This window comes from Clostridium sp. C2-6-12 (assembly GCF_009928485.1).
GTDB lineage: Bacteria > Bacillota > Clostridia > Clostridiales > Clostridiaceae > Clostridium.
In genome coordinates this window covers 54,731-72,672 of the sequence record NZ_JAABNP010000006.1, presented here as the reverse complement: position 1 = coordinate 72,672, position 17,942 = coordinate 54,731, and the positions used below count along the sequence as shown (strand labels likewise).

Here is a 17,942-nt window from a genome sequence, read left to right as displayed (position 1 = left end):
CTCTTAGTGAATGTAAATACTCTAACATATTAAAACTCCTTTATTTCACTCTGCCCTTGCGACTTATCACACTTAACAGTAATATCAAATAAAACTTTTACCAAATAACCAACCAATAGTACATTTAAAGCTGAAGTCATCATAAGTAAAATATTAAAATTTAGATTAAACAGAACAGTCGAAATATTAATATAACTCGTTAAACTAAATCCTATAGCTAATAAAATAAATCTTCTATCCTTTAAGTATATAAATGCTAAAATTGCTAATGCTACAGCAGGAAATAGATATCTCTCATGCATTCCAGCTGAAAAAGTGAATACTCCTGCGATTTGAAGTAATGCTATTGCTGGAACAAAAGCTCTATTATTATTTTTGATATAAATTAACCATGAAAATAATGTTGTTAATACAATAAAAATCATTCCCCAAGTATGATAATTAAATAGTAATAAAGTATCTGTATTGTTTTTATAGTTTGCTCCTATCAAACTGAAAAAGTTAAATGCATTGACAGATGCATATGGATATTCTGATATTGTATTGGAATAAAGCTTAAAAATCCATAATGGACTTTGCTGATTTAAGGAAAATGGAAGTATAATTATAAATGCAGTAACTATTGCTGACAACGCTGCACATATAATTTTTTTTACTTTTCTTTCTCTTACTAATTCAAAGAAAAGTATAGGAAGGAATATAATTCCTTGAGGTTTCATGAGTACAGCTATTGCAAACATTGCAGATGAGACTGCAATTTTCTTTTCTGCTAATAAAAATAATGCAATAACAATAAACAGTGTAAAAAATGAATCAACCTGTCCCCAAAAAACTGAATCTATAAAAATAGCTGGATTGAAAATATAAGATGTAGCTATTAAAATACTAATTACTGAACTAAAATGTTTTTTCCCTAGCTTGTATATAAAATAAGATGTAATAATATCAGCGATTATTGATGGTATCTTGAGCATCAAAATAAAATATGCACTAAAATCAGGCACACTTGCAATCTTACCGATTAAAGCTAAAATGTATATATACAAAGGCGGGTAGTCTGCTGATCTAGCGTTTGAATAAAATTGTGAAAGACCATTTGCGGCAGTCGATGCCCAATTTTTAAATAAGTTAATATCATTGTGTCCATCCATCAGTGTTGATCCAGCAATTCTTAAAAGAAGTCCTGCAGCTAATAGTGCAAACATTATTGTTTTTTCATCAGCAAAATTAATCTTTATATTCTTGCGTCTAAATAAGTAATACGTTCCCATACATAAAATTAAAAATATTCCTGAGTATATAGTAAGTGCAGGAACATATTTAGTATTTGTATTACCTCTTTGCATATTTCCATTTTGTCCAGGCAGTCTGTTTTTATTTGAATAAGATTGTTTACCTCCACTTGGCGGAGCAATGCCTTCATTTTGATTTGGCTTCGTATCACCATTTTGTAGTGCCATACCTCCATTTTTATCCGGTTTCATATTTTGATTTGATTGATCATTTCCACTAGAAGCTCTTGAATCTTCGCTGGAGCTTGTTTGAGCTTTATTTGAAGGAGATGTATTCTGACCATTATTAGACTGAGCTCCTTCTGCCATAAATTGATTGTTTTTTATCATATCATTATTTCCATTATAATTCCATACTGTATATATGCATAAAAATGCTGATATCAATAAAATAAAAATTAAACTTATTTTGAGTGTATGTTTTTTTAAATTAGCTTTTTCCATTTCTTATTCTCCCTTCACCAAACTTCACTATATTTTCAATTTAGAATTTAAAATGAAAATATAGGAGGAAATCTACTGGCTTTCTTTAATTAAATGTTTTTCAGAAAAGCCTCAGGTCTTTTCATCCTTAATTGACCATTTAAATTTTTCAATTATAACTCCTTAGCCCTTGATTTTATAAACTTTTAAAATGCTAATAATTTCAAACTAGTTTATACATTGAAAAATGAGCAAAATATTTTATTTATTGAATATAATATTTTACTCATTTAATATAGTTACATAATTTAATTTTTTAATTTAAAGTATCAGCGGCTCCTTTTAAATCATATAACTGTTCAGAATTGTTTCCTCCTCCGAATCCACCAGGATTTTGTGATGTATTAGAATCTTTATATTCACTTCCTGGAATAACTTCACCATTTTGAGCAACCCAGTTCATGATTTCGTTGCCTCCATTACCTCTACCTCCCATACCTCCTGAAAGTACATATCTTACCTCTCCATTTTTAACCAATTCCTTAAACTGATCCAAAGTAAGTATGTTATCAGAGCCTGAGAAACCTCCAAGAGCCATCACAGATTCACCTGTTTGAATTATTATATTTTGTGCGCTTTGTGAAGAAGATACAACTAGTAAATATTTTTCAATTGTTTTGTTACTCTTTAGAAACTCAATTAACTTTGTATTGCCGCTATTAATCTTATCTCCCATTCCTCCACCAAAACCACCTTTTTCGCTATTCGAAAGAAGTTCTAATCCAGCACAAGGAATTGTACTATTTACACTATGAGTTATTGCTGCACTTGCACCAATAAATGGTGTTACCAGAATACCAATTAAAGCAATTCCTACTAATCCTTTCTTTAATTTTGTATTTTTGTTATCTTTAACGTCATCATTATTTTTACTTTTTGTAACATTTAATATAGAAAGTATCACGGAAGCTCCAAAACATAATGCTAGCGAGGCAATAATTATATTTCTTATAACAACTGATAGGCTGCTATAGAAATAAGATAACATTAACGTATGAGTTAAACCTTCTGCTACAAAAGCTATCGGTAATAACCATGACTTCCAACCACCTTCTTTATAGAATTGCCACATTGTTACCACCCCAATTCCTGCTAAAGCTGCAATTGGTGGTGCCATCATACTTAAATAATATGGATGGAACAATCCTGTTGTAAAGCTGAAGTATATAAATTCAGGAACCAGCCATACAATCCATAATGATAGTGATATTTTTTTTCTATTGTCTAACTTGAATCTTAATTTTTCTTTTATTGCACCTGCTAAAAATCCAAATAAAGCAAGTGGAATAAACCAAACTATTTGATCTGATAAAACATTTTTAGAGAATAATCTTGTAATTCCTGCTGGAGTTTGACCTCCGAAGGTTCCTTGAAGACCGCTGCCTTGACCTCCTGGTCCTCCACCATTTTGACCTCTTTGACCAGCACCACTTGGTGGCTGAATCTCTCCACCTTTTTGACCATTACCATCTGAAGGCCCCCCACGCATTTCTTGACTATTTCCATCTGTAGGACCATCAGGCATTCCTTGACCATTTCCGCTTGGAGCACCTGCCATTTCTTGCCCTTTACTATTGTCGTTAGAATTTTCTGGTGCTGCATTAGAAGTAGAATTCCCAATATTTTTAGATTGTCTTTGTCCATCATCTTTATTACCATTACCAGGACCACCGGCCCCTGGACCTGATTGGCTGCTAAGACCAAGTCTCTCCAAACCATTATGCCCAAATATCAGTTCAATAACGCTATTGTTTGTACTACTACCTACAAAAGGTCTATTTTGTGCTGGTACTAAGTCTACAATTACAGCCCAGGATAAAGATACCGTAAAAAGAATAACTGAACCCACAACAAGGTGTGTTATCTTCTTCTTAAAAGATATCGCTGAAGAAAGAAGATATGTTATATATAAAGCAGGTCCAATCATATATGCTTCTAACATCTTAATGTTAAATCCAATACCTACAAGCACTAAACTTATTATAAGATATTTAACTTTTCCTTGTTCTGCCGCTTTAGAAAGAGCTAAGCAGGCAAAGAGCAGTGTAACAATAAGTAAATTATCTATTGTATTATTCCTGCTTGTAGCTATAAAAACTGGAGTTACTGCAAGACATAATGATGATATAAGTCCAGCTGGAGCTCCAAAAGATCTTTTTACAAGATAATATATAAGGTAAACTGAAATTACACCTGCAATAGCTTGAGGTAAAAGTATACTCCATCCACTAAACCCAAATACTTTTGCTGATATAGTTTGTATCCAAAATCCCATTGGCGGTTTATCAATTGTTACAAAGCCTGCTGGATCAAAAGATACAAAGAAAAAATTCTTAAGACTCATAGTCATGCTCTTTACACCTGAAGCATAATATCCATTTCCATATCCCTCTATACCTATATTTGCAAAGTTTAGTATTGCAGATAATATTAAAATTAGTGATAAAACTAAAGTTTCTTTTGTAAATTTAAGTTTTTTCATTTTTTTGCCTCCATATAAAGTTCTTTCCCTTTATTATTTTTTAATTTCACATAAACTCTCTTAAACTTAGTTAAACACCCATAGTTTATATCCAATGAAATTAGTTATTTGAGCTATTAACGTTACAATTATTTTTGCTATATATACATTAACCTCAAAGTCGTTTATTAAACATTCCATAAATATTATTGTAATTGTAAGCGAAATTAAATTAATAATAATAAATTGCAAAAATTCATGAACTGTCTTTTTATTAGTATCTCTATGTTCAAAGGTCCAATTCTTATTAAATACAAAACTATTTACAACCCCAAGACTATATCCTGCTACCTGACTTATTGTATAATTTACGCCAAACAAACTATGAAATATTGTAAATGTAGCCAAATCAATAAGTGTGTTTAATACTCCTATAATAGAAAATCGACTTAATAGTTTAAGTTTTCCATAAGCAGATAGCCAAAATCTATGATTTTCTGTAAATCCCTTACTCAGCGAATGATTATAAGATGTGTTTCCTTTTAAAATATGCTTCCTCATTTTAATTGGAACCTTGCACTTTTTTTAAATGAGGTATGCTTACGGTTTTGCTTTGTGCTTTTGGTGGTTGTGATAAGTTCTTGGCTGTGCTTCTCACCTCTTTTAAATGTGATAAGTTCTCGCTTGTTCTTCCGACTTTTTTTAAAGGTGAACTGTTCTTGGTTGCGCTTCGCGCTTTTTTTATAGGTGTATAATTTGTTGTGGTATCAATTATATACATAGGCCTTCCTTTACTTTCATCAAAAATTCGTCCGATATATTCACCAATCATACCTATACAGCCTAAAATTACACCAAACATGATTAAATTAATTGACATTATCATTCCAAAGTTTATATTTAAATTGTGTATATTTTTTACAATAGTTACAATCATTAAAATTATTCCTATAAGAAAAAACAAAACTCCAAAATACCCCGGAATAACAAGTGGTTTATATGAGAAAGAGGTTATACCATCAAAAGCAAGCTTTATCATCTTTTTCAAAGGATATTTGGTTTCTCCAGCAAATCTTTCCTGTCTTTCAAACTCTACATAAGTTTGCTTATAGCCAACCCAGCTAACGAGTCCTCTTACATATCTATTTTTTTCAGGAAGTGAAATCATAGAATCACATACTTTTCGATCTATAAGTCTAAAATCTCCCACATCTACAGGAATGTTAATAGTCGTTATACTTTTTAATATTCTATAAAATATCTTTGCGGTAAATTTTTTAAAGAAAGTTTCTCCCTCTCTTTTTAATCTCTTTCCATAAACAACTTCATAGCCTTCCTTCCATTTTTCAATCATTTTCAAAATGACTTCTGGAGGATCTTGAAGATCTGCATCTATTACAACAACAGCATTTCCGAGTGCTAAATCCATTCCTGCTGTTATAGCTGCTTGATGACCAAAATTTCGTGAAAAGTTAATAAGTTTTATTTTTTCATCATTTTTGCATATCTCCAGAGCCTTTTCTCTTGTAGTATCTCTACTTCCATCATTTACAAATACAATTTCATAATTTTCTTTAGTAGAGTCCATAACCTTTTTTAATCTTCTATAACTTTCATCTATCACAAGTTCTTCATTATATAAGGGTACTATTATAGAATATATTACGTCATTACTCATTACCTTCACCTCAACTATTTATATTATTTAACCTTTGAATACAATTTATCATTCCAACCTTAACGTTTCCTTAACAGTTAATTATCTGAATTAATTACACAAAGAGTAAGTTGGATTGTAAATTCATAAATAAATCTAGCTTCTAGTCTCAGGTAATATTCTAAATAAAGGTACATGAAAACAAATAATTTAAGACTAATTAAAGGTTCACTAGTTAAAATAAACTAAAAACACATAATATTTATAAAACACAAGGAGGATATTAATGAAATCACAAAAAATAATATTAACACTTCTTCTAACCTTATCAATAACAACAAGCTGTTTTTCTTTAAGTGCTATGGCAGCAGATCAACCAGCTCAACCACCTGCTGGTGGTATGGGAGCTCCTCCAGAAGGTGGTGCACCAGGAGCTGGCAGCACTACATCTACAACAAAAGTTTCTACTGTGGAGGGGAACTGGTCCTTTGATGTTATAACAACAACTTCTGGTAACACTAAAACTGTAACTAGCACGATTACATATTATGCTGGAAAAACAGATGCCGTAGTTATTGTTCCTAGCGTTCTAGGCGGAGCTCCTGTTACAAAAATTTCAGCACAAGCTTTTGGTCATCATAGTGAAATCATGGCTGTTTATGTTCCTGATAGTGTAACTGAAATTGAAGATTGGGCCTTTTACGATTTGAATACTGCTGTCATTCTTTCCTTTGCAAATCCTAATGTAGCAATTAAAGAAGGTGCTTTCCAAAGTAGTGGTAACGCAGCTTTATATCTACCATCAGGTACGTCTCAATCTTCTGCAGGTGGAAAAACTGTTGTAACTGGAAATACAGAAAGCCTAAATGTTTCTATGACTAACTCCAGCGCTGCTGCTATTGGTGGTGGAAATTATTTAAATGTAACAAATTCTTCAAGCTACGGAGTCACAGCAGAATCCATAGCAAAAATTTGCAAAAGTGCTAGTGATAAAGCTTCCGATGTGACTTTTTCCAATAACACTGTTACTTTTAGTGGTGATAATTATACCCCCAAAGCACAAACAATTGAAATTTATAAAGACTTTGCAAAGGATATAAGTGCTGCTGAACTCAATAAAACTTTTCGTGCTTTGACAGCTGATGAAGCTGCTACTCTCAATACTAAAATTGCAAGCGACAGCTCCTATAGTAAGGTTAAAACACTCTTAAATTATCAAGAAGGCTATTATATAAATGGAAATAAAGTTAATTTAGATAAAAAAGCTATTGCTTATGATGTAAAAACTGGTGAAAGTATTTCCATTGATGAAAAGACTAAAAAGTTTCCTTCAACAAGCAACCACTATAAATATGTAACTTACAGGGATACAGATGATGATAGTGATATAGATATTCTTTACTATTCACCTTATAACTCAACTTATTCTTATAACCCTGTTACAATTTCTAGCGGTAACAAGAATCTTAATGGATTAAGCGCTAGAGATGTTTTAAGTAATATATATCTTGCCTTTGCAAATTCAGTTGTAAAGACAAGCGGAGAAGGTAATGAATACTATAAAAGTAAATTAACCGCTGATACTTCTAAGGATGGAGATGCTATTGGTGCAAATGCAAATGAAAATCGTAGCATTTTATGGGCTAATGACTATGGAACAATTGATGTTGGCATGCTTGATGCTGTATCAACTTCTTCTGGTAATTGGGGCAAAATGTCTTATGAAACAGGACTTAGTTCATATAATGTTGAAATCATGATGGAATGGGGAATGAATGCTCTTCTTTATGCCACAAATGGAGGTAAAATTACTGTTGGAAGTCTTAAAGGCGGAGTAAGTACTTTTTCTGCAAATGGCGATGGTGCTAATGGTATTATCGCTGGTGGAGCTGGAACTAAAGCAGGTACAACCTCTGCACCACAAGATACTGCAAGTGTTTATGTGTATAATGCTGACTTTAACTTAACGGGTTGGAACAATCATGTTGCTGATGTAGTATATGGTGGATATGCATATTTAAATAAAGTCTCATCAGTTACAGGTATTCCTGGAAGTTACTCTGTCGGACAAGCTTCTGCATTGGCAAATGATTTTGGTAATGGTGTTGTTGACGTAGAAGATTTCCATACAACTGTTTATGGTAACCGTTCAGCTGGTGCTTATGTTATAGGCGGCGGTGTAATTACTGCTGAAGATTCCTCTTTCACTTCAAAAATGGATGCTGGACTTGTCTCTGCTTCAGGAGGAACTTTTAAATTTAATAACAGTACTGCAACAGGTCAAATTGGCTTCAGAAATCGTGGAGGTATAAACACAAATTCCACTTCAACTTTTAACAATATTACTTTAATAGCTGATAAGGATATTAAAGGTTATGTTACTGGTGACAAAGCAGCTCAAGCAGTTGCAGCATGGAAAGAGGCCAGTGGCAGCACTGATTTAATTCACTATATGATGAGCGGTTCTACTATGACAATTGGTACTCTTTGCAAAAACTATAACATTTCTGATGATGCATCAAAAGTACTTCTTACAAAGCTAAGTACAATTGCTGGAGAAACATATACAAGCGACACAAGGCTAAGAAATAGTGTTTTAGATAACACATATTATAATTATTCAGCTGGTAAATATACTGGTGATACTGATTTTTCAAACGTTCCTTATCTAACAAGCGGAAGTGCTTTTGGTGGACTTACAAGCTCTGTTATGGAATTTGAAGCCTCTGGAATAAATCTTGTTTTCAATCAAAGTAAATTTAAAAATACTAACACAAAAGATTTTAAATACCTTGTAGCTTCTGAAGCAGGTTCTGAACCTATAATTAATTTTAATAAATCTGATGCTGAAGGTATAATTTGGAATGAGGGAGATGTAAGCAGAAGTGTTGAAGGCAGAAATGGTAGCAGATCTTCAAAGCTTACAGTAAATTTTGCTGATTCTAATTTCAATGGTTCTTTTGCTGATGGTTCAAATGGTTTATGGAATGTTGACAAGCTTTCTTATACAGATGGCACAGGCAAAATTTCAAGTCTAAACGGAAATTATTATGGTGCTGAAGGTAACTTCGGAATTATTGCAAGCTTTAATAATAATTCTACATGGACAATTACAAATGATTCATACCTTGGAAGTTTAACTATTGCAGATCCTTCAAATATTAAAGCACCTGAAGGATATAAGGTTGCAATGACTGTAAATGGAGAAAAAACAGAAATTGCAGCTGGAACATATACAGGAAAGGTTATATTGAAACTTGTAAAAGCTTAGTAGTAATTATAAAAAATATAGATATATAGCTTTAAGGAGTTATATAAATCAATGGTTTCAGTATTCTGCAACCGACTAAAAAATAAATTCAAAATTAAGGAGTGAAAAGCTTGGACAAAATGAAAAAATTAATTTTACTACTATTGATATTTTCAGTTAGCCTACTTGTAATTGGCTGTAATAAAAAATCTGAATCTGAGACGGCATCCAATTTGCAAGACGGCAACTGGTCATATACCTTAGACAGTGATGGCAAAGCTACAATTATAAATGCAGCTGGAGCAGAAAAGAGCGCTAAAGTTGTTATGTTCCCAGCCACAGTTAATGGCCATACAGTTACCTCCATTGGAAATGGCTCAAGTGCAGTATCTTCCAATAATAAGGTAGATGGAAATTATGTCTTATTTCCAAATAGTGTGACTAAAATTAATGATAATGCCATTTATGACTACAATGCCACAAAAGGATGGGCATTTGGCAAAGATACCGTTCTTACTGCTGCTGGCTTTATGAGCTGTGCAGGTATATTTTATAGTACAGAAGACTTTGTATCTAAAACTGTTGCAGAAGAAAGAACAAGTGGTTTTAGCAGTAAAGTTTCTACATTTTCTGTTACTTCAGAAGACAATGGTGAAATTCTTCCAGAAGGAACTTATAATGTTCCAAAAGATATGCTTACAGGTGGATATTCTGGAACTTTTACAATCACAGCAGACATTGGTTACAAAATAAAATCCTTGACTGCTGATGGAAAATCAGTGGATGCTGCAATTGGTAAAAATGAATATTCCTATGAATACACATTTTCAAGTGCATCTGCAAGTATTACTGCTACCTTTGAAGCTGATCCAAACGATACGCGTAAATCATCAAAGGATTCAACCTATACTGCTCCATCTATAACAAAAGGTGCCGTATCATGGTTTACATCTCTTCCTGATGATGTTAATACCGAAGTTAAATCATGTGGTGCTGAAACAAATGATTATTATGAATCTACTGGTATATCTACAGGTGTATATTATGCAGCAGATAGTAAAAATTATAAGCAAGTTAAATCATATCAAAGTAAATCAGAGATTATGTTCAAAAGTAAGGCAGAAGTTATCAATTATGCTTATGAAAATGATAAGCTTGTATATGGTAAAGACTATGATTTGATTCGTTTATTTAACTATAATGAGAATATACAAAATGGTCCTTCAAAAGGTGAGGTAGGAGTATATACTGCTTATCTATATAAAAAGACAACAAAAGTTGCTGATAGTTCAGAAACTCTTTTAGGCAGCTATGATACTACTGAAAAATATTCAAGTGACTTAAATACAGCTGGTATTTTAGTACAAGCTTCAAGCAGCACTTCTGCTAACAGATCTGAAGTAACTTCTTCAACTAAAGAAACAAATGTTACAGTTAATTCATATCATGTTAAAAGTGATGCAAGTTCAATAGGTCCAGCAGAAGCAGGAAATTTCTATGGACTTGGTTCAGCTATTATAGTTGATGGTGGAACTACTGATGCAACAGCTGTTGGAAAAGCTTCTTTGACATTGAAAAACCCACTAATTGATGGTACTGTAAACACCGCTTACGCTACCTATGGTGGACGCCTTAATATACAAGGTGGTCTTTTATTTGGATGCTCTTCTGGTGCACATGGACCATATGATTCATATCGTGGAGAAATATATATAAATGCACAAAATGGAGAAAAATATAACACTAAATTTGTCACAACAGGTACACGTAGTGATGATGCTACAATCAATGTTGGAAAAGAATACTCTGGAGGTGATGGAACAGCTTTAGAAACAAGACCTTCAGGTATTAATGCTTACATGACAAAAGATGAATCAGGAGCACATGTTCCAGAATATGAAAATCAAAAGGATTATAGCAACAGTACAGTAGTTATTACTGGTGACGAAGCTGGTACAGCACTTGCAACTGATACAGGTGGCGGTACTATTATAGCAAATCAGGCTTACACAAAAACTTATGGTCTTCGTTGTGCAGGTGTATATTCAATAGGTAGTGATAAGGGGCTAGTTTCATTGTACAACAGTAATCTGACCTCATATCTTGATGCAGGCCTTGTATCTGCTTCAGGTGGATATAGCTATGCTTACAACTGCGAAATCCAAGGTGTTATGGGAATAAAAACACGTAATGGAAATGAAGGTGGAAATTATTCTAAGGTACAAGTTTCAAACTCTAAGGTTTCAGCTTATTACGATGACGAAGAGATGAGAAATTCCTATGACATAGCTGATCCATCAGCATTCCTTAATAAAAAAGATGAAATTGATAGTGCAATTAATGGAAAATCTGCAACTTCTATTTCTCAACTTAACATGTTTTTAGATAAGGCAAATTCACCAGCTTACACATTAGATTCACTTAACTGGTGGTTCCTTGATAAATCTGCAACTCCAGGATATTCTGGCGGAAACAGATTTGCCGTTATATATACTGAGGCATCTAGTACACCTGTATATGTAGATAGTTCATTGTTAATAAATGAAAACTATAAAAAATATGGTGACAGCAAATATAATTCTCCAGATGCTTACAAAGGAACATATCTTGAAAGCTATGCAGCAGCAAACCCTGATAAATGTAAGGCTGCAAATAATTATATAATTTCTGCTGAAGGTGGCGGAACAGGAAATGTATACTTTAAGAATGAAAACAGTAAGACTCATTGGGATCTATCAAATTCTGAAAGTGAGACTACAGAGATAAATGGTGATTTTTATGTAGCAAAAACTGTAGATAGTACTGCTCCTGGAATGGGAAGTGGTCCAAGTACACTAAATGCACACTTTGAAAATTCTGAGTGGACAGGAACTACAGATGGTTATGCATATAATGCAAATCTTTATTTTGATAGCGATTCATCATGGAAGGTAACAAAGGATACAACCGTAGGAACTATAGAATCATCAGATATTTCAAAAATTACTGCTGATACTCCTGTAACTGTTAAGTATCAAAAAAGTGATACAATCACTCCAGGTCAATACGGAAATGTTACATTTGTAAAGTACTATTCAAAATACTTTAACGATATGGAAAATTACTCTTGGGCTTCTGATGCTGTAGATACCCTTGCACAAAACGACATAGTTACAGGAAATGGTGATACAGCATTTAACCCTGGTTCTAGTATTTTGAGTAAAGATTATATAACTATGCTATATAAAGCAGCTGGATCTCCTGAAACACAAATAACTTCTTCATTTGAAGATGTATCATCAAATAGCAGTTATGCCAAGGCTGTTTCATGGGCAGTATCCAAAGGTATACTTGATACTGACAATAATTATTTTAAACCTGAAAATACCCTAACCAGAGATAAGGCATTCCTTTATACCTATCGTGCATTGTCTTCTTTAGGTGTTACAACAAGCGATGGATCTGAATCAGATCTTACCAAATATACAGATGCAAGTTCACTTTCTTCTGATTCATTAGTTGGAGCAACTACAATTGTAGATTTAGGAGCTCTTGAAGCTGAAGACAGTAGTACGCTTCGTCCATCTGAAGCAATGTCAAGAGCTGAAGCAGCTTCAATGCTTGCAAAGATCTATGAAAAGAAATCCAAATCTGGCAGAGCACCAGGTGGAGGAAATCAAGGCGGAGCACCAGGAGTCGCGCCTCCAGATGGTGGTCAAGGTGGTGCACCTCCAAATGGAGGCAGCCCAGGTGGAACACCTCCAGGAGTGGAAACTACACAATAGAATTTTTAAATTAAATATTTACAAAATAAAATACCCACGAAAATCCAAAAATTAGATTTTCGTGGGTTTTATGGTGGAGGCGAAGCGTGACCTTTGAAATCCACCAAAAAATCTTATCTTAGTTTTAATCAAAAATATTACATATATATAATCCAATTAACAGGTAACAATTAATGATGAAATTACTTTGGACTTTTAAAATAATCTTTAATTAAAATGTACAGTCTTAATTAAAACTTATATATTAACAACTTTACTTATAAAATCAACCTCATTATTTATCAATATATATATTTCATTTTTCTATTATTTTTTATATATGATACTCCTTAATCTTACAGCTGTTATCACTACTCCTATAAAACAAATTAAAGCGGCAACTACATAGACATGTCTCATTCCAAATATAAATATATCATCTCTGCCTTCCACATATCCAAGTACTTTTCTTCCCATTTTTATACTCATGAAAGAATATGAAATCAAGTTAGCCATAGCTACACCTATAGATTGTCCTAAATTTCTTACAAAAGCATTTATACTCCCTGCAATTCCTAACTTATCGTCAGGTACAGAAGACATGATGAGAGAATTATTAGGTGATAAAAAAAGTGCATTTCCTATAGCTATTAAGGATGTATATATAATTAATCTCTGGATAGTCGAGCTATCATTTAAGGTTGCCATTAAACCCATTCCAATTCCCATAACCATTAGACCAAGGAAAGTTAAATACTCAGAGCCAATTTTATCAGACAAATGTCCACTATAAGGCGCAATTACTGTAATTATAGCTGGTGAAATCATCATAATTATTCCAGCATAATCAGGTGTCATTTTTAATACATTCTCAAGATAAAATGGTTGAACAATATTATTACTATTAAATGACATATAACATATAAAAGTACACGATATGCCTACAGAAAAAAGTGAATTCTTAAATAAAGAAAAATCCAAAAGTGGATGTTTTTTTCTTTTTTCTACAAATATAAATATAACAAAAAGTAATGCTGCTATAAAAAAGCAACCTATTATTAGATCATTCTCATATCCGCTGATTTCTCCAGTTATAAGAGAATAAAATAAAAAAATAACGCTAGCTCCAAAAACTATAGCTCCAATAAAATCAATATCTTTTTTATTTTTACTCAACTTGCCGGGTAATACATTAACTCCAACTATCGAAGCAATTATTCCAATGGGAATATTCACATAAAATATATACCTCCAATTTAAATACGAAACTATGAAACCACCTAAAGGTGGACCTATCATAGTTCCTAACGCTAAAAAAGTTGCAGATATTCCAAGGGCTTTTCCCCTTTCATCGTCAGGAAATACTTGAGTTATTATTCCCTGATTATTTGCCATAGCAGCAGATGCGCCTATGGCTTGAATGACTCGAAAAAATACTAGGGATGTAAAATTCTTCGATAAACCACAAAATAAGGAACCGATAGTAAATACAAATAACCCCAAATTAAATATTATGGATTTTCCTTTTATATCACCTAATCTTCCAAAAAATAATATCGTACTAACTATTGTAATGAGATAACAAATTATTATTAATTGAATAGAGGATAAGGGCACAGAAAATATATTTACCATTACTGGTAGTACTACATTTACTATGGTACTATCTAATGTTGCCATGAATGGAAGTAGTACTACAACCACCAATATTATCCATCTATTCTTATATTCATTTCTATTCTGTATCTCCATAATTAGAAATCATCTTCTTTCATTAATTCTCTTGTATAATAATATTAAAAAGTATTATTTCACAGATAAAATAACATCTAAACTTTACTTAGACAAGATATTAAGTTAGTTTCTCTATAATATATATAAATATTTTTAAAGAGAAATCTTTGTTCCTAATTAATTAAAGAACGTCTATATTGAACTATGATCATAACCTCTATATAACACCTAAGATAGTTGTCTATTAACGCTTATCTGATTTATTTATCTCAATACTTATTAATACAATTCTGTATTTGCCCTAAAGTTATTAAAAATTCCTTAAATCTTTCAGCACCAATCTCCTTTTCTATTGAAGACTGGACATTATTCCATACTGGAATAGCTTCATTTAATTTTTCTTCACCAATATCACTAATTGAAATACATCTTTTTCTCGAATCATTATCGTCTGCTCTCACATTAACATATTCTTTTTTTCTTAATATTTCTATGTTACGTGTTACTGTAGTTTGATCCATTAGCATTTTTTCAGCTAATCCACTTACTGCAATATTTTCATTTTCAGCTATTTCTACTAAAAGTGAAAATTGAGGCGCTGTTAGTCCAACGGTCTGAAAAATTTTATCGAAATGCTGGGTAGTAATTCTTGTTGTCATACGCAAATTTCTACAAACACAACTTTTTAATAGTTTTATATGCTTCAAATGAGCCATGAATAATACACCTCCAATAAACCTTGAATATACATATATTAATTCACAGTAATTCTCATTGTCAAGGTTCTTATAATCAGCTTATTAAGTTGATTATCACTATTTCTCATCATTATTTATTAAAAATACATATTGTTTTACCAAAACCTGAACATTTACCACAGGATATACATTTTGCCACTTCCATATTTCCCTCTTGCCAACGATTAATCAAATTACTTTCGCATATCAACGGTCTGCTTAATGCAAAGTAATCTATTGAATTCTCATTCAAACTTTTTGTCAATGCAGTAAAGTCTCGAATACCACCTACAGAAATAACTGGAATGCTCACTTCTTGTTTTATCTTTTCAGCATAATGCAAATAATAAGGTGTCTGACCTTTTGATATCTTTCTCGAATAACTTTCATTTGGTCGTGAGGATAAACTACCTCCACTAATCTCAATAGCATCTATTCCTGCTTCTTCAAGTCTTTTACATAAGTATTGACATTCTTCAAAACTCATCCCTTGATCCATAAAATCTTCACTATTAATCTTAATTAGGATTGGATATTCATCCCCAACCTTATGACGGATTTTTTGGTATGTTTCTAAAAGCATTCTAGATCTATTTTCTATACTACCACCATATTCATCAGTTCTGTGATTGTAATAAGGGGTTAAAAACTTACTCAATAAATATCCGTGTGCTGAATGTATTTGAATCCCATCAAAGTCTGCTTCCTTAGCTCTAAATGCAGCACTAGCAAAAGCTTCCTGTAACGAAATAATTTCTTCTCGAGTCATTTCTTGAGGAGTATTTTTATATCCCAAGTCTACTATATCACTTGGTCCCCACATTACTTTTTCTTCATTTTTAATGGTTTGTGTACCAGCTGCTCCAACTTGAAGTATTATATTAGCATTATATTTATGAGCTACTTCAGAAATTCTTTTATACTCATTAATAAAGGAATCATCATAAATGCCCATTTGCCCAGGGATGAATTCTTCTAAATCAGTTACAGCTGTTAATCCTGTAATTATAGTTCCGACTCCCCCCTTAGCTAAATCTTCATAAACTTTAAATAACTCCTCTGTCATGTGACCTTTTTCATCTGCCATACCTTCATATGTTGCAGATCTAACAAATCTATTTTTCATTTTAAGAGAACCTAATTGAGTTTTATCGAATAATGATTTCACTAATAAACCGCCTTTCACTTTACATGTATATACATGTATATCTTTAAAATTTTTTATTCATTAGAAATTGTTAATATTTTATATGCATATACATATATTATCCCACTTAATATTTATTTGTCAATCGTAATTATCCAGATGAGGCTATAGAACAAATAAAACTGATAAAGAAATTTCAAGGCGTTGGTTGTTCGCTAATTGAAATAATGGAAGTCTTACAATATCATGATACAAATTCCCGTACCAATCAAGAAGTTATTGAATGGATTCGTCAGAAGATAAGTGGGATTGAACGTAAGAAGTATGAGTATGACCAAATTATTGATACTCTAAACTGGCTGCTTAAATACAGGATGGCATTGGAGGATGAGCAGTAAAAGGCTCATTCTTTATTAATGATTCTCTCTAATGCTATTTCATCGTACCAAGCTTAAATTTTATGCTGGGCGTTACTGTTATTGGTATAGCTGAGAATACTGCGATTTGTACCAATAAAATGCACTTTGTTCTTTAGAGCTCTAACGCTTCTTTTTTCTAATATCTTCTAATGAATCAAGTAATTTATTTTGCCTTTACAAGCAGCCACCCTTAGTAAATATACATATATATATATATTTACTATTTTTATCATTACAAAAAAGTCTACGTCACTTATGATACGGTTCACCTCTATATATCCTAAATTTTTTGCCTACAAAGATACACGCTTATTTTCTAAACCTCTAATAACTAAAAAAAGACCCAAGAAAATCCAAAAATTAGATTTTCTTGGGTTTCATGGTGGAGGCGAGGGGTCAGTAGCTTCCATACTTTCATATGGCCCTGACTATATCTTATTCTGCAAATTAATCATTTTACAGAACCCTGGCATATTATAGAAGCTTAGTATAGTTAATATCTTCTATCCTAGTATTCCTTGATATTATTAAAGTAATATTTTAGGAACCTATAAGTCGATACGAGGCTGTTAAGTTTCCTTACATACCTCTCGGTATTGCCGTCAGCATTATATCTGTTACGGTTTCACCGATAAAGCCAAGTTTTCATTTAAGGATCACTCCTTAATGCGACTCTGTCTATGAATCGAACCCCTGTCCGAAAGCAGCTGAATTTGTCTTTCTCCGAGTGCAGTCTAAGTTTTAAGATTCCCCAGAAGCATCGCCCTTAGACAGGCTATACTTCCCGGTAGCTTCATAAATACCCCCCTAGCTCAAAGCTTTGCTAGGCTTCGTTCCCTACTTAATGACACCAGTGATCCAAGCCGTAGGAAGCCTGGGCTGATGAGCAACTATTAAACTAAGCTGCTATTGCAAAATTATCTTCTGCGTTTACATTTAATGCATACTTTATTAACGAGGCTCCATGCGTCCCTCGACTCGCTTAACAAATCCTATCCCACCCCCGTCGAAGCCAAAAC

The 17,942-nt window shown here is 32.7% G+C and carries 8 protein-coding genes, 1 other RNA gene and 1 pseudogene; 2 read left to right on the top strand and 8 right to left on the bottom strand.

Going from position 1 to position 17,942, the window contains the following annotated elements:
- Window positions 1-29: 29 nt before the first annotated feature.
- The 4 genes and pseudogenes from GXK56_RS06880 to GXK56_RS06865 all read right to left on the bottom strand — a co-directional run.
- Entirely contained in the window at window positions 30-1,736 is a 1,707-nt protein-coding gene (locus GXK56_RS06880; protein ID WP_160686532.1) for a glycosyltransferase 87 family protein, read from the bottom strand.
- Between the two features lie 295 nt (window positions 1,737-2,031).
- Window positions 2,032-4,257 (bottom strand): glycosyltransferase family 39 protein, encoded by a 2,226-nt coding sequence (locus GXK56_RS06875; protein WP_160686530.1) that lies wholly within the window; start codon window positions 4,255-4,257, stop codon window positions 2,032-2,034.
- Between the two features lie 66 nt (window positions 4,258-4,323).
- Entirely contained in the window at window positions 4,324-4,797 is a 474-nt protein-coding gene (locus GXK56_RS06870; protein WP_160686528.1) for a GtrA family protein, read from the bottom strand.
- A gap of 190 nt (window positions 4,798-4,987) precedes the next feature.
- Window positions 4,988-5,914 (bottom strand): annotated as a pseudogene (locus GXK56_RS06865) (glycosyltransferase family 2 protein); the annotation flags it as partial.
- 265 nt (window positions 5,915-6,179) lie between these two features.
- Between GXK56_RS06865 and GXK56_RS06860 the strand changes: the two are divergent.
- Window positions 6,180-9,164, top strand: a complete 2,985-nt coding sequence (locus tag GXK56_RS06860) for a hypothetical protein (RefSeq protein ID WP_160686526.1) — start codon at window positions 6,180-6,182, stop codon at window positions 9,162-9,164.
- Window positions 9,165-9,283: 119 nt separating this feature from the next.
- On the top strand, window positions 9,284-12,907 hold the full coding sequence (locus GXK56_RS06855) for an S-layer homology domain-containing protein (RefSeq protein WP_243156042.1): 3,624 nt from the start codon (window positions 9,284-9,286) through the stop codon (window positions 12,905-12,907).
- A 306-nt stretch (window positions 12,908-13,213) separates the two neighbouring features.
- On the opposite strand, the gene GXK56_RS06850 is transcribed toward GXK56_RS06855, so the two are convergent.
- From GXK56_RS06850 to ssrA, 4 genes are all read right to left on the bottom strand, one after another.
- Window positions 13,214-14,638: an MFS transporter gene (locus tag GXK56_RS06850; RefSeq protein WP_160686522.1), complete on the bottom strand. Its 1,425-nt coding sequence runs from the start codon at window positions 14,636-14,638 to the stop codon at window positions 13,214-13,216.
- A gap of 251 nt (window positions 14,639-14,889) precedes the next feature.
- A complete protein-coding gene (locus GXK56_RS06845; RefSeq protein ID WP_160686521.1) occupies window positions 14,890-15,336 on the bottom strand; it encodes a MarR family winged helix-turn-helix transcriptional regulator in 447 nt (148 codons plus the stop codon).
- 112 nt (window positions 15,337-15,448) lie between these two features.
- Window positions 15,449-16,525, bottom strand: a complete 1,077-nt coding sequence (locus GXK56_RS06840) for an NADH:flavin oxidoreductase (protein WP_160686520.1) — start codon at window positions 16,523-16,525, stop codon at window positions 15,449-15,451.
- A 1,079-nt stretch (window positions 16,526-17,604) separates the two neighbouring features.
- Window positions 17,605-17,940: a transfer-messenger RNA gene (ssrA, locus tag GXK56_RS06830) on the bottom strand.
- Window positions 17,941-17,942 lie beyond the last annotated feature (2 nt).